At 34.1% G+C, this 14,292-nt stretch carries 14 protein-coding genes; 5 read left to right on the forward strand and 9 right to left on the reverse strand.

Annotated elements, in window-relative coordinates; all coding sequences use genetic code 11:
* Positions 1–77: 77 nt before the first annotated feature.
* The 3 genes from ACZ5N5_RS18840 to ACZ5N5_RS18850 are packed head-to-tail and all read right to left on the reverse strand — an operon-like array spanning position 78 to position 3,458.
* Positions 78–1,397, reverse strand: a complete 1,320-nt coding sequence (locus ACZ5N5_RS18840; protein ID WP_464372896.1) for a DUF4129 domain-containing protein — start codon at positions 1,395–1,397, stop codon at positions 78–80.
* Positions 1,378–2,499 (reverse strand): DUF58 domain-containing protein, encoded by a 1,122-nt coding sequence (locus ACZ5N5_RS18845; protein ID WP_464372897.1) that lies wholly within the window; start codon positions 2,497–2,499, stop codon positions 1,378–1,380. The genes ACZ5N5_RS18840 and ACZ5N5_RS18845 overlap by 20 nt, the downstream gene beginning before the upstream one ends.
* Positions 2,496–3,458 carry an AAA family ATPase gene (locus ACZ5N5_RS18850; protein WP_277679285.1) on the reverse strand — a complete coding sequence of 321 codons (963 nt, stop codon included), beginning with the start codon at positions 3,456–3,458 and terminating at the stop codon, positions 2,496–2,498. The genes ACZ5N5_RS18845 and ACZ5N5_RS18850 overlap by 4 nt, the downstream gene beginning before the upstream one ends.
* A gap of 318 nt (positions 3,459–3,776) precedes the next feature.
* On the opposite strand from ACZ5N5_RS18850, the gene ACZ5N5_RS18855 reads away from it, so the two are divergent.
* From ACZ5N5_RS18855 to ACZ5N5_RS18875, 5 genes are all read left to right on the forward strand, one after another.
* Positions 3,777–4,838, forward strand: a complete 1,062-nt coding sequence (locus ACZ5N5_RS18855; RefSeq protein WP_464372898.1) for an NAD(P)/FAD-dependent oxidoreductase — start codon at positions 3,777–3,779, stop codon at positions 4,836–4,838.
* A gap of 162 nt (positions 4,839–5,000) precedes the next feature.
* Entirely contained in the window at positions 5,001–5,621 is a 621-nt protein-coding gene (locus ACZ5N5_RS18860; RefSeq protein ID WP_054787073.1) for a CalY family protein, read from the forward strand.
* Positions 5,622–5,733: 112 nt separating this feature from the next.
* On the forward strand, positions 5,734–6,546 hold the full coding sequence (tapA, locus tag ACZ5N5_RS18865) for an amyloid fiber anchoring/assembly protein TapA (RefSeq protein ID WP_464372899.1): 813 nt from the start codon (positions 5,734–5,736) through the stop codon (positions 6,544–6,546).
* On the forward strand, positions 6,485–7,075 hold the full coding sequence (gene sipW / locus ACZ5N5_RS18870) for a signal peptidase I SipW (RefSeq protein WP_464372900.1): 591 nt from the start codon (positions 6,485–6,487) through the stop codon (positions 7,073–7,075). Before tapA ends, sipW begins: the two co-directional genes overlap by 62 nt.
* A gap of 23 nt (positions 7,076–7,098) precedes the next feature.
* The gene (locus ACZ5N5_RS18875) at positions 7,099–7,728 is read left to right on the forward strand and encodes a hypothetical protein (RefSeq protein ID WP_464372901.1); all 630 of its coding nucleotides are present in this window, start codon (positions 7,099–7,101) and stop codon (positions 7,726–7,728) included.
* On the opposite strand, the gene ACZ5N5_RS18880 is transcribed toward ACZ5N5_RS18875, so the two are convergent.
* The 6 genes from ACZ5N5_RS18880 to pseC form a co-directional block, all read right to left on the reverse strand.
* Positions 7,706–8,716 carry a hypothetical protein gene (locus tag ACZ5N5_RS18880; RefSeq protein WP_464372902.1) on the reverse strand — a complete coding sequence of 337 codons (1,011 nt, stop codon included), beginning with the start codon at positions 8,714–8,716 and terminating at the stop codon, positions 7,706–7,708. The genes ACZ5N5_RS18875 and ACZ5N5_RS18880 overlap by 23 nt on opposite strands.
* Before the next feature lie 73 nt (positions 8,717–8,789).
* The gene (locus ACZ5N5_RS18885; protein WP_464372903.1) at positions 8,790–9,794 is read right to left on the reverse strand and encodes a hypothetical protein; all 1,005 of its coding nucleotides are present in this window, start codon (positions 9,792–9,794) and stop codon (positions 8,790–8,792) included.
* Positions 9,795–9,879: 85 nt separating this feature from the next.
* A complete protein-coding gene (gene pseI, locus ACZ5N5_RS18890) occupies positions 9,880–10,923 on the reverse strand; it encodes a pseudaminic acid synthase (RefSeq protein WP_464372904.1) in 1,044 nt (347 codons plus the stop codon).
* A complete protein-coding gene (locus ACZ5N5_RS18895) occupies positions 10,916–12,358 on the reverse strand; it encodes a GNAT family N-acetyltransferase (protein ID WP_464372905.1) in 1,443 nt (480 codons plus the stop codon). Before ACZ5N5_RS18895 ends, pseI begins: the two co-directional genes overlap by 8 nt.
* Before the next feature lie 11 nt (positions 12,359–12,369).
* On the reverse strand, positions 12,370–13,104 hold the full coding sequence (locus tag ACZ5N5_RS18900; protein ID WP_054787083.1) for a cytidylyltransferase domain-containing protein: 735 nt from the start codon (positions 13,102–13,104) through the stop codon (positions 12,370–12,372).
* Positions 13,105–13,115: 11 nt separating this feature from the next.
* Entirely contained in the window at positions 13,116–14,288 is a 1,173-nt protein-coding gene (gene pseC, locus ACZ5N5_RS18905; protein ID WP_464372906.1) for a UDP-4-amino-4,6-dideoxy-N-acetyl-beta-L-altrosamine transaminase, read from the reverse strand.
* Between the last annotated feature and the right edge of the window lie 4 nt (positions 14,289–14,292).

Genomic DNA, 14,292 nt, shown 5'->3' on the forward strand with positions numbered 1-14,292 from the left:
CACTCTTTTTTTCTATATCGGAATAAACTCCCATTTGTTAAATGGATATTTTGAACTATATTTCAATGAGCCAATCGTTATTTTATTGTTTTCCAAATACTATTCAGTTCAGTTTCCATGGTTTTATCCAACTTATCTTTCCCATATCTCGCATCATCATATAGCTCTCTCAACCGAGCTAACTGTTCATTCTGTTCAGCATTTTGTAACACTTCATGTGCCGTCATTGAATGCCTCCACTTATGTTGTCTTTTAAGCTCTGTTGCTATCTCTTTATATAGAAAACGTGCTTTCTCTGCTGGAGACAGCTGCTCAAATTTCGGTTTGCGTTTCACGATTCTCGTAATCGCTTCTTGGAATTCTTCCTGTTTTGTTTTTCTCCAATCCTTCCAGTTGAACAAGCTTTGTTTTTCATCTGAGTAGTCTGTCGATATTTCATCTGTTTTTCTTCGTGAAAATACTTGTGTTATAATCTGCCATAATTTTAGTAAGACTGTTTTAATAGCTCTTCGCACCTTCTTGATAAATATAGCAAGAAATAATAGGAGGAGAAAAACAATTAAAACAAATCCTAAGATAATCATGATCTGTTCCATCAACTCCGCAAAAAATGAAGGATCCTTTGGTTCTTCTTCTGGTAGCATTGGCGTCATACTGGATTCTTGCTTCTCTTCTCGGATAATCTCTTCCTCCTTCGAGAATAAAGAAGCAAACCAAATGAAAAATCCAATGATGGAGCGTGTACCATTATAGAGTGCTGATTGAATGATGTGGAGATTGGTGATGGCAAGAACAAATAGTATAGTAATGATTATAAATAGATCATTCATTTTTTTCATATCCTGATTTGGTTTATGCTTGCCCTTGGCGAGAGACTCTCTTTGTAAATGTTGTTGATTCGTAATAAACAACAGACAAATGATAAAGCTAACACCGAATATTGTTAATAATCCTTTGAACGGAGTTAAGCTAGCAAAATAATGAAAAGCCAAATAAGCGACAAAATAACTAGGCAATCCAATTGCCCAAAGAAAGCGACTTGGCAAAATATCCTCCCATTCATTTTCCCCATGCTGCACCCCTCGAAATGCCACGACGATGGTGACAATGAAACTCCCTATGTATGAGAACAAGGACTGCCCTATCAGGATGGTTAAGAGTACTGCTATCGTAGAAGCAAGCACGATGGATAGCACACGCTTCTGCTTTAACAATGTACGAATAATGGCTGTTAAAGTCAATAAGACATATAGGGAGAGGAGCCATGGAAAAATAAATTCCTGTCGATGAATAAGTACACCAATCAACAATACAAACGGAAATAAAGCGAGATACTCCACAAGCCCATGCCAACATAATGGTAGTAAATTCTTCTCTTTAGCTAACATTTTCTTCACCCACTTTTCCCGCATCTTCCTCTAATAACACCACTTCCACAGCATTACCAAGCTGTCTTAATCGAGCCATTTGGATTTCCATTTTTTCTGTAACTCTGCGTGAAAAAATAATGATATCTGTTTTCGTCAAGCCACGATCAATATCCTCCTGTAGAAAAGCACGGAAATTTCGCGACCGATCCATCTTAATTTTGGCAATAGAATCTAAAATATATTCGGATTGCTGGCCACTGCTTGCCGGCTCTATTCTAATCGAAGGCTTCATACGATCTGTTGTGTTCGTAAATGGTTCAACAAAATATCCATTACATCCAAAGCCTGTTGCAATACCCTGTTCTAATGTATATGTAGCTAACGAAGCCGCATAGGATAATCCCTTTTCAATCATAACTGGATTATCAATAGGTAACCGAATGTCTTCATCCCAATCAAAATTAACATATATCATTAAATAGTGATCAGCCGTATAGTCCTTTTTGTTAATTTGTAAGGATTGAGCACGAGCAGTTGCCTTCCAATTAATCGAGTTCAATGGATCTCCTTTCTGATAATCCCTTACACCAGATTGTAAAAAGGGATCCTCGATTAGCCAGCGCTTCACGGTTATATCTCCAAGCCAGCTATGAGAAGGTAACGGAATATCTTCAATGGGTACCAACTTTGGATAAACAGTAACAGCTGTTTTTGCATTAAATGAATCGAATACTTCCCCAAATCCAATCGCATCTCCCGTCGTCACCGAAACGGTTTCAAGTGGGTAATACCCTCTTTTTGCTCCAATGAGATAATGCTTTCTCGTTATTTTTTGGTAAGGAAATAAGCTGAAAAGAGTCCGATGAAACATCTCTTCTTCCTTACTTTTTCCAATCTCGGATTGCAATTTTAAATTTCCACTCATTTTAGATTCCAAACGGATCCACGGAACCGGTAACAACTTGTTATTTGCAATTTCATCGACCATTTCAATTTGTTCCCCTTCAAAAACAGTTTTCTGCTTGAAGGCACGATGATATGTTATTCCCTTTAAGCCCCATTTACTATAAATCATTCCTTGCAAGAATATAATGATTAATAAGACAACTATGATCCAGGCAATATTCATCCCTTTACCAAATCCTTCTCAGTTGGCACTGGGACATCCTTTAATATATCTGCTATTACATCCTCTACCTCTCCATCTCTAATTCCAATACGCTTAGCCAAAACCAATCGATGGCCCAGCACTGGCTTAGCCATTTTTTTCACATCATCAGGTATAACGTAGGTTCGACCTTGGAGTAAAGCATACACCTGTACAGCTTTTAAAAGGGCTTGACTTCCACGTGGACTAACACCTAACACGATTGCTTCATGATTTCTTGTTTTTTCAATCAGATCCATTAAATAATGAAGAACATCCTCACTCACCTCTACCTCACTATAGACTTTTTGCATACTAATAATCGCTTCCGTGTCTATCACAGCTTTTAAGTTATCTAACGGGTTTAGCTGTTTAAATCTTTTTAATATTTCCATCCCTTCTTGCTTGGACGGATAACCCATATGTATTTTTAATAAAAAACGGTCTAGCTGTGCTTCAGGTAACGGAAATGTTCCTTGGTTTTCAACTGGATTTTGTGTGGCGATAACTAAAAAGGGTTCATCCAACCGATGTGTCTCGCCGTCAATAGTCACTTGGCGCTCCTCCATACTTTCCAGTAGACTTGATTGGGTTCTCGGAGTTGCCCGATTAATCTCATCCGCTAATAGAATATTCGTAAAAATCGGTCCAGGTCGAAACTCAAACTCCCCCTTCTCTTGGCTATAAAAATGAATACCTGTAATATCAGAAGGCAACAGATCTGGTGTAAATTGAATCCTCTTAAACTGTCCTTCCAAAGATCTTGCTAATGCTTTTGCCATTAAGGTCTTTCCTGTGCCCGGTACATCCTCTAATAGAACGTGACCTGAAGCAATGATTGCTACCATTAATAAGTCCATCGTATCTCCCTGTCCAACAACGACCTGCTTCATATTCTCTTTTATTTCTTCCGCAACAGTTTGCACATTTTGTAATTCCATTAAATAATCTCCCTCTCTTTTTTGTACACGCTTACAATATCTATATTTCATTTATACCATGAACTATATCTTATTATCAAAAAATTACGTTAATTCTAAAAAAGAGAAACTCCTAAGGGAGGTATGATACAAAGTCAGACACTGTGATAAATATAATTTTCTTCTAAAGGAAAAAATGAGCATTAAATAAAGAATTTTCTGAATTTAATGTGTTTTGCTCTTTCTATAGGAAAAGGATAGTTTTTTTGAACTAATTTTGTTAGTCTTAAATATAGAAATAATCACTATGAATTATATGATAGACGAGGAGTTTTGAAGATGAGAAAAGTTGTCATCATTGGTGGTGGCTATGGTGGTATGAATGCCTTACATCAATTGCTAGATCATGATTTACCTGATGATGTTCACATTAACGTAATTGATCGAAATCCATACCATTCATTAAAAACAGAATTTTATGCCATTGCTGCTGGTACGAAATCTGATAAAGAAGTACGGATTGATTTTCCAATCCACGAACAAGTTAACTATACCTTTGGAGATATTATTGAGATCGATACAGAAAATAACCAGATCCGTTTAAAAAATAATGAAGAGGCTGTAACCTATGATTACTTACTGATTGGGCTTGGCTGTGAGGATAATTATCACGGCATCCAAGGTGCAATGGAATATACAGAAAGTGTACAAAGTATTGCAAATGCTCGTCAAGCTAATATAAAAGTAAATAATTTGCCAGCATATAGTCAAGTCTCTGTCGTAGGCGCTGGACTAAGTGGTATCGAAGTAGCTTCCGAAATTAGAGAAAGTCGTCCTGACTTAAATATTCGTTTATTAGACCGAGGTGCATCTGTTTTATCTGCATTCGACGAAAAAATCCAATCCTATGTGGAAGAGTGGTTTCATCGTAACGAGGTCGACATTCTTCACCACTCAAACGTAGAGCTAGTAGCAGAAGGTATTTTTTATAATAATGGTGAGGGTATTGAAAGTGATGTCATTATCTGGACTGCAGGTGTGCGTCCGAATTACTTAGTTCGTAGCTTACCTTTTGAAAAGGATCGTCACGAAAAAATTATCATTAATGATTTTTATCAAGTTCCCTCCAATGATAATGTATTTATTGTTGGTGATTGCGCTGCGTCCAATTATTCACCAAGTGCACAGCTTGCCGGAATTCAAGGAGAACAAATAGGAGAAATATTAGCCGCGATATTACGAAATGAAACACCTAAAAGGCCAAAAGATATTAAACTGAAAGGACAATTAGGCTCTCTCGGCAAATCTGACGGCTTCGGTAACATGTATCGTCAGCCTGTCACTGGACTACTTCCTAGACTAGCAAAATCAGGGGTACTTTGGTTAAACAAACGACATTAAAATTAGATATACAAAGAAAATAGAAGAAAATAGAAGGAAATCACTTGATAAATATTTAAAACGAGTGATTTTCTTCTTTTTTGGTTCTTTTCTTTTTCGATATATGCGTTATAATACACTTAATGTTCTTTATATAGAACAAAATTTTGAGGAGGAATTAACATGTCGTTAAAGAAAAAGCTTGGAATGGGATTAGCGTCTGCTGCACTTGGAATTGCATTAATTGGTGGAGGTACATATGCCTACTTTAGTGACACAGAAGTGTCGGCAAATTCATTCACTGCGGGTACATTGGACTTATCTGTCAATCCTTCTACCATTATTGATGTAGACAATTTAAAGCCTGGAGATTGGATGAGCCGTTCTTTTGAGCTAGTAAATGATGGTAGTTTAGACATTTCAGCAGTTGATTTGCACACAGATTATACTGTCATTGATGCAAATGGTGACAATGGCTCTGAAGACTTTGGTGAGCATATTCGAGTAAACTTCCTTAAAAACTTAGATAAGGATTCCTTGTTCCAATATCCTCATGAGAATGTCATCACGTCTGCAACATTGGCAGAGCTTCAGGGAGAAGTTCCAGATGCCGTTGAAAATAAAATCTGGGCATTCCTTGGTTGGGGTGACGAAGCAAGTGGAATTGAAGTAGGAGAATCCGATGATTTAATCGTCCAATTCGAATTTGTGGATAATGGTCAGGATCAAAACGTCTTCCAAGGCGATTCTTTAGAGCTAGAATGGACATTTGAAGCACAACAAACGGAAGGTGAAAGTAGATAATGATTTTACATGGGGAGAGAATGCTTCTCTTCTCTCTCCCTTATTTTTATGCCTATATGCTTTCATATGTGTATAAAAATGAGAATGTCCTAATTTAAAAGGGGGGACCAGCTTGAAATTATTTGTTCGTTATAAAAAACTAATTATGCTATTTGCATTACTGATTTCTATTTGTTTAATTGGTCTATCCGGGCTAACCCATCTTACTTCTGTTACCCAATCGAAATTGATCCATTCAACGAGGGATTCTTTTACTGTTCAACTAGGGAATTGGTGGGATAAGAGTGAGCTGGTTATTGCTGAACAATCGTATCAAATGAAAGATGCTTGCCCTTCTGTCCAAATTCATTTTACTGTTCAGAATCAGGGGGTTTCAATGTTAGAGTCTACTCATTATTATCTTTATTTTTCAGAAAATGGATCTCCTATAAAGAATGGAAATATAATCAAAGAGGGTACGATCTCACCCCTTGCCTCAATGGAGGAAAAAACGTTAGTATTCCCTAATCTACAAAATGGACATTACCAGCTCAAAGTAAATCAACATCCACTTTACCAAAATAAAAAGGAACAACAGTTTACAAAAAGCCAAGTCATTAAGGCATTTTGTGAATTAGAAAAGGAAAAAGTCAATAAAGAGAAGATAGAGTCCACACCAACTAAAGAACAGACAACCGATCATCCGACGCAGAAGAAAACTCAAACCGAAGAGATAAAGGAAAATACAGAACAGAAAATAGAAAAAACAACGGAAGAGAATGCTGACGAAATAATAGACAATGAACAGGAAATAGAGAAACAAGAGGAAGAAGTAGAAAAAGATCATAAAGATGAAGCTTTGAATACAGAGGAGGAAAACGAGGATGGAGAAAAATCAAATGAAGGAATCGAACAAGAAAATAAAGTTCAAGAAAGTACTGAGTAATACTATAACAGCCATATTGTTCGTCCTATTAATTACGATTTCTATCTTCGTGATTATAACAAGAGTTAGTGGCAATGAACCGGAACTTTTCGGATACCAGTTAAAAGTCGTCCTCTCAGGGTCAATGGAACCAACCTTCCGAACAGGTTCTGTAATTGCTGTGGAGGAATATACCAAAAACTCCTCCATAGAAGTCGATGATGTGATAACATTTGTGGACGAATCTGATCAACTCATTACTCATAGAGTTGTCGACATTCAACAGAATGGTACTCATACACTTTATCAAACGAAAGGGGATAACAACCGTACTCCCGATCAATCTCTTGTCCAAGATGACAATGTAGTGGCGACATATTCTGGAATGACCATCCCCTATTTAGGCTATATTGTGCATTATATGCAATCACCATTAGGTAGTGCTTTATTATTGATTATTCCAGGTCTTGGTTTATTAGGCTATGGTATGTATAACGTTTGGAGTACGATTATTAGGCTAGAGCGTAAGGCTAAAAATATTTCCGAGTGAATGCTTAGGAGGAGGTGTTAATCATGAAAATACTTTTCATTCGAAGTGGGATAATAGGCATCGTGAGTTTGTTCTTATTCTATTCATACCCGATCCATGCTACAGCCTCAAATTTAATTGACATATCTGGCTCACTTACAAAAACGAATCATTTATTTTCAATTGAAAATATTAAGCCAGGTGATTGGGCTGATCGTGAATTGATAATCTCCAATGCTAGTAAGGAAGAAACAACCTATGACTTCGATATCCGTTTTGTGAATGGTTCCAAAAAGTTTTTTCATGCATTAACAATGGAAATTCGTTATGGTGATGCCGTTCTCTTCCATAATAAATTACATGAATTATCTGATCTCCCCTCTCAAACATTAGCTGTAAATGGTCAGGACAATTTAAACATGAGACTCTCTTTTCCAAAAGAGCTCGGCAATGAATACCAAGGTCTTTCGGTAGATGCAGAAATTATCATTACAGCCAAGAGTAAAATAGGGGAGGAAGATAGGATACTTCAGCTTTCCACCAACAGTCCAACAAGCGCTGATAAGCTCCCAAATACAGCCTCCTATATTTTCAACTTCTTACTAATAGGATCTGTTCTTTTATTATTGGGAAGTTGCATTATCTTGCTTATTAAGAGGAAGGATTTTGCTTAATATATTGATCGAAGCTTTGTTGATATTGAAGAACAAAAGCTGGATCAATATATCGTTTTAAACAATTTAAATAATTCTTTTGAATAGATTTTATGAAGTTGTCTTGTAAACGGAATTCAAAAAAGTTAGCTTTTGGCGTTTCTAATTCAAGTAAGTTGTACAATTTGGCAATATCTGAGTTTGTAGCACGCTCGACTAGCTTTCGATATAGTGAATGAATCTTTAATGATTCATATTTTTCCATTACATTGTCATATGGTACAAAATTTAATAATTTTTCATTTTCATCAGGAGGCATTTGATTAAGATATGATAATAAGAATGCTTTTTCTAAATCGAGCGATTGATTCAGCTTATTCTCTATTCTTGTCTCAATTGCTGGAAACTGAAAAGTATCCGTGATCGTATGCCAGAATTTATCTTCGTTTTCTTTTAACAATTCAAATGGCAAAACTAAAATCTTTTCGAAATACCGCTTGTAATACCTTAATATCATTTTCAATTGGAGCGAATAAAATAAAAACAGCCCTTGTTCTTCAACAAAGTCCTGTGCCGAGCCAGACCATCCTTGTTTTATCGATTGAATATAAATAGATCTAATCCAAGAGATCGGTTCTCTAACTGTAATAAGAAGCTGATTCGTTCTTGTTTTATAACGAAGTTGACTACTTGTATAATCAATAAATTTCCAAACCCGCTTTTGATGATTTATTTCATTTAAAAAAGCTGTAGAAAAGCCCTCATTACTTAATATCATTATTTGATTATCTTGTTTGGGCTTATCTGTAGCAATATTTGTCTTGATGAGACTATTCGTTTTACCCATCCTCACATTTCTTCTTAGATAATGAAGATACTTCTTACTACCTATATTGGCCAAACAATAATTAGCATCATTCATCCATACCCTCTGCATATAGGTAGTGGCAGTTTTCATCATTCCGATATGGATGAGATCGAAGTTCATTGGATCACCAGCTTTTTTCACGCAATATATTAATGATTATTTATATAACTGATATATACTATTCAAAAAAATTAATACCGTTCGGATTAAATACCTACATTTTACTATTTTTAGTATACTGGTCCAATTCCTTTTGATACATATCAGCTATATCTGGAATAATATTTTCCCTAAGGAAGTCTATATAATTTTTCTGTATGGAGTCTAGTAAATGCGGAGACAACTTAAAACTAAAAAAATCTTTATCCGGTGCTTCCAAATTAAACAAACCATATAAATCTCTAACATTCTGTTCCGTAGCGTTTTCAACAAAGCGTCTATGTACCCATTTTTCATTACTAAGGTGTGTTTTAACTATTAACTTCTTTTCCCGCACATTTTGATAATTATCAGATTCTAGTAGTGTGTCTGTTAATAATCGCGACATTTGGTTCATTTGTGACAATAAAAATGTTCGCTCCAAATTTAAAGATGTATTAATTCTTTCAGATAATCTTGCCTCTACTACTGGAACTTGGAACGAATCAGATATAATCCTCCAAAATATGTCTTCACTTTGTTTAAGAAATTCAAATGGTAATACTAAAATATTATCAAAATATCTCTTATAGTAATTAATAATCATTCTTAAATTTAATGAATGAAGTACAAAATTTTCTTGCTTCTCAACAAAATCTTGAGCGCTACCTGACCATCCTTCTTTAATTGATTGAATATAAATTGATTTAATCCACGAAATAGGTCCTCTAATAGTAATTAAGAGATTATTTGAGTTCACATTATTATTGAGAGACCTACTACTGTACTCTATAAAATTAGGAATCTTATCTTGATTGTCAATGTCATTTAAAAAAGCAGTAGAGAACCCTTCATTACTCAATACATTAGCCTTACTATGTTGTTTAATAATTATATCTGAACTAAAACTTGCCTTTACTTGCTTCTCTAACTGTTCATTTTTTATATTATTTCTTAACTCATGGAGAAATTTCATACTATTGTTCCATGAGAGAGAATAGTTTGAATCTATCAAGAGTAAATTTTGCATATAAGTTGTAGCTGATTTCATCATACCTATATGTATAAAATCATATTTCATTTTCTTCATCCTAGATTGTAAAATTATTTTAGTCTTTTTTAAGTGATAACCTATCTTTCCGATATAGGCATTCTTTTCATTTATTTCACTCTACATATTTCCAACTTAATGGCGTTCCTTTAATAATATCTTCAGTAGCATTCTTATTCATAATCTCATTAATATGTTTCGGATTTATACCATGTCCCGGCCGAATAGACCGTATATTTTCATTTGTAAATCTTTCGCCTTTTTTTATGTCTTTAACAACAAATAATGATCTAGACAAAATTCGACTCTTCCTTTTATCCTCTGTCAACTGATAATCCACCTTGCCAATCGACTTCTCTGCTTGTCGAACTGCTGTAACCATATTCTTAAATTCTCGTCCATCTAGTGAAAAACTAGCGTCGGGGCCACCTAAAGATTTGTCTAATATTAAATGCTTTTCAATAACTCTTGCACCCATTGCAACAGCAGTTATTGGCACTGTGGTACCAAGAGTATGATCCGATAATCCAACATATACACTAAATGTTTCTTTCATATTTTTCATTGTTAAAAGATTAGCATCCTCAATTTTAGCAGGATATGAGGAAGTACACTTTAATAAAATAATTTGTTCATTTCCCATTCGTCTACATGCTGATATTGCTTCTTCTATTTCAGCTAATGTGGCAATTCCAGTTGAAATTATTACTGGCTTATTTTTTGATGCTACATATTCAATCAATGGTATATCGGTGATTTCAAAAGAAGCGATCTTATATGCAGGAACATTTAAATTTTCTAGGAAATCTACTGCTGAGTAGTCGAACGGACTCGAAAAACATATTAATCCAAGTTCATTGGCATAATTCATCAGTTCTTCATGCCATTCCCAAGGTGTATATGCTTCCTTGTAAAGATCGTATAATGTACGTCCATCCCAAATGGTACCAGTGTTAATTTGGAAATATTCATTATCACAATCAATAGTAATAGTATCTGCTGTATATGTTTGCAGTTTAATAGCATCTGCTCCCGCTTCTTTAGCAGCCTTAATAGTATTTTTTGCTACTGTAATGTCATTACCGTGGTTTGCTGATAATTCTGCAATAATAAAAACTTTTTGAATAATGTTTTTGTTTCCAATTAACAATTCAAGCACCTACCGTTATTGTATATTTAAGATAATCTCCTTGGTTCTCTACAAACTTAAATCCAGCTCTTTCAAATAGTTTTTTTGAAGCAATATTACTAATCTTAATATAGGCTATAATGTTTTTAACATTTTCAAAATATTGCGTGCATTCTTGAACACTTTTTAGTAAAATTGATAAACTTATTCCATTTCCTCTATATTCTTTTTCAATACTTATACTTATTAGTGCTACTTTATACTTAATTTCGAAGCGAACTTGCCCTACAAATTTATTATTTTTATCTTCAATAATGAGGAATAGATATTGATCATTATTGATTACTTTATTAAACCATTCCCTATGATTCTTCCATATTATTTTTTTTCGATTAATCGAATTAGCTCTGACAGTAGAATCATTTGATAAGTGATAGACATTATAGATATCTTCGTTAGTAGCTACTCTCAATCTAAACTTTTCTTCTATATAATGGTTAATTAGGAAGTAGTCAACAATATTTTTAGTACTATTTCGATCAATAAAATTAGAAAATTTTTCATATTGATTCTTTCTAACAGGATATGGAATATTTTTTTCAAAGTTATTTAACAAATTTCTAAGCGGATCATCTTCCAAATAATTTATAAAATCATTAGTTAGGCTTAATTCCAATAAATTACTTACAATTGATTGTTGGTTTTCTGCTACTTTTATTGGTATAAAAGGGGTTCTTGTAGCTATTAATTCATATATTGTTTGTCCGGATCCCGTAATAGTTAGATCTGACATTAGCATTAACTGCTTCATTTCTTCAGCTGTTAAATCAGTGTATACTTGGACATTATCAAATTCTTCACTTTCAATATTGATAATTTTTTTTCCTGATACAACATGGAAGAAGATATTTGGATATTTTCTACAAAGACTCTTAATAATCTGTTTTAAAAAAGCAGTTATATCTGAACCACCTAATGTAATTAATACATTGGCCAAATCCTTTCTTATGGGTCTACTTTCAATTTTAGTAAAGTTTTGTCTTAAGCATATTACATGTGGACCTGCTATATAACGGGTTAAAGTTGTAGAATCTACAAATTCTTTTTTCTTCAATGATGGTATGATAACAGTCCCTTTTGGATACTTTATTCTGTAGTAATCATCGAGAAATAAACATGTTCTTGCTAAATTTGATATAACCTCATAAGTATCTTCTTCTGCAATGTATGAATCAACAATACAGTAGTCATCTTCTTTTATAAAATCTTTTAAATACGAGTGGGAATACCAGTTTATACTTTCAAATTTTACATCTTTTAGTATTTCAGTTGATTCAAAGTCCCCATAAGTAATAAAATGTGTCTCAATACCTCGTCTTCTCAATTCTTCATAAATAGAAAAGCATCTAATAATATGACCAAAGCCAATATTGCTACCACCTTCAGTGAATATTAATACTCTCATAAGTGAACCTCTCAATTTATCCTTTTTTGCTCAATATGTGCGTTTAAGTTGATTAGGTCTTTATTCTTATCAAACAATTCTAATATTTCATTTATATAAAAGTTGTGTTCTCCCATGTAAAGATTATTATAGATCTCTTCAATTAATCGATAATCCTCTTTGGTATCAAGCGTCCATCTATGATTAGAGTTATCTTCCTTATTTTTATAATAAAATATTTTAGCTTCATTTTCATATATATATGGAGTCACATGTTCTCTTTGATAAGGTAGAGTCGCATTTATATACGCCTTTTCTAAAGCTTCTCTTGAGAATATTTCAACGTCTAAGCCTCTCGGAAAGGTCCTGAGAGATGCATCTGTTCCTGCATTTGTAACTAGTGAATAATTATTATTGATAAACACTTCCACCATTTCATCTATCACAATTGGATCGATTAGTGGACAATCCGAAGTAATTCGAATAATGATATTTGCAGAAGATTGAAGAGTAGCCTGATAATATCTTTCTAACACATCATTCTCTGATCCTCGATACACTGTGTGACCAAGATCTGTAACTTCTTTAACAATTTGATCATCATCTTTCTGTATAGTAGTAGCTATAACAATATTGTCTACGTTTTTGGTTTTAGAAACACGGTTGATTACGTGTGAAAGTACCGTTTCCCCTTTTATCTTTTTAAGTACTTTACCTGGTAGTCTAGCTGAACCCATTCTAGCCTGAATAATTGCAACAACTTTCAATTGAAATCACCTTAATTTCTTTTGGAATACTTCGTTATGATATTAATAACAACCTTAATTACATGACTTATTTCTTCATCTGTCATACTTGGAAATAGCGGCAATGTAATAATTGTTTCATAAAAATGCTCAGAATTTGGACAAATCCCTTTACGAAAACCCAACTCTCGATAAAATGGCTGATAATAAACTGGTATGTAATGGACATTTACGCCAATATTTTTTTTGCGTAATTCCTCAAAGATCGTTCTTCTACTGCCACTTAGTTGATCTAAATTTAAACTAATTACATACAAATGCCAGCTACTATCATTATATTCCTTCTGTATAGGAATATTTATTTCCGATATATCAGTAAAAGCCTGATTATATTTATGGACTATTGATTGTCTTTTCCTTAGAAATTCATCTGACTTATTTAATTGACTTACACCTAAAGCCGCTTGGATATCTGTCATTCTGTAGTTATAACCTAAAAATTGCATCTCATAATACCAAGGTCCATGGTTATCTGTGAATTTAGTCTTATTCCTTGTAATACCGTGTGACCTAAAATCAATTAATTTCTCATAATATTCTTTATTGTTGGTGGTTATAATTCCACCTTCACCCGTGGTAATATGTTTAACCGGATGAAAGCTGAACATGGTCATGTCACTTATGCTCCCTACTTTTTCCCCTTTATATCTTGCCCCTAACGCATGTGCTGCATCTTCAATTACCACTAAATTGTGCTCAAGAGCAATTTCTTTAATTTGGTTCAAATCACAAGGCTGTCCAGCGTAATCAACTGGTATGATTGCTTTTGTCTTCTCTGTAATTTTTTTTCTGATTTCACGTGGGTCAATATTACAAGTTCCTTTGTCAATATCAGCAAATACAGGTGTTGCTTCCATATACAAAATGCAATTACTACTAGCTACAAAGGTCATAGGTGAAGTAATTACTTCATCTCCATTCTGAATTCCGGCAGCATAGCAAGCACCGTGTAGCGCTGCTGTTCCATTTGAAAAGGCAACAGCATACTTTGCATCAACATATTTTGCAACAGATTCTTCAAATCTTCGAACTGTTGGACCTGTAGTCAAATAATCACTTTTTAACACAGAAATTACTGCATTAATATCATCATTATCAATCGTTTGACGTCCATAGGGTATGAAAGCACTATTATCAATATTCATTATA

The sequence above is a fragment of the Gracilibacillus sp. JCM 18966 genome (assembly GCF_055392695.1).

Bases quoted from the DNA above. Each gene is read 5' to 3' on its own strand.
- pseC (WP_464372906.1), bottom strand. From the start codon at position 14,288: ATGAATATTGATAATAGTGCTTTCATACCCTATGGACGTCAAACGATT.
- ACZ5N5_RS18895 (WP_464372905.1), bottom strand. From the start codon at position 12,358: ATGAGAGTATTAATATTCACTGAAGGTGGTAGCAATATTGGCTTTGGT.
- sipW (WP_464372900.1), top strand. From the start codon at position 6,485: ATGGAGAAAAATCAAATGAAGGAATCGAACAAGAAAATAAAGTTCAAG.
- ACZ5N5_RS18885 (WP_464372903.1), bottom strand. From the start codon at position 9,794: ATGAAATATGATTTTATACATATAGGTATGATGAAATCAGCTACAACT.
- ACZ5N5_RS18845 (WP_464372897.1), bottom strand. From the start codon at position 2,499: ATGAATATTGCCTGGATCATAGTTGTCTTATTAATCATTATATTCTTG.
- ACZ5N5_RS18850 (WP_277679285.1), bottom strand. From the start codon at position 3,458: ATGGAATTACAAAATGTGCAAACTGTTGCGGAAGAAATAAAAGAGAAT.
- ACZ5N5_RS18860 (WP_054787073.1), top strand. From the start codon at position 5,001: ATGTCGTTAAAGAAAAAGCTTGGAATGGGATTAGCGTCTGCTGCACTT.
- ACZ5N5_RS18855 (WP_464372898.1), top strand. From the start codon at position 3,777: ATGAGAAAAGTTGTCATCATTGGTGGTGGCTATGGTGGTATGAATGCC.
- ACZ5N5_RS18875 (WP_464372901.1), top strand. From the start codon at position 7,099: ATGAAAATACTTTTCATTCGAAGTGGGATAATAGGCATCGTGAGTTTG.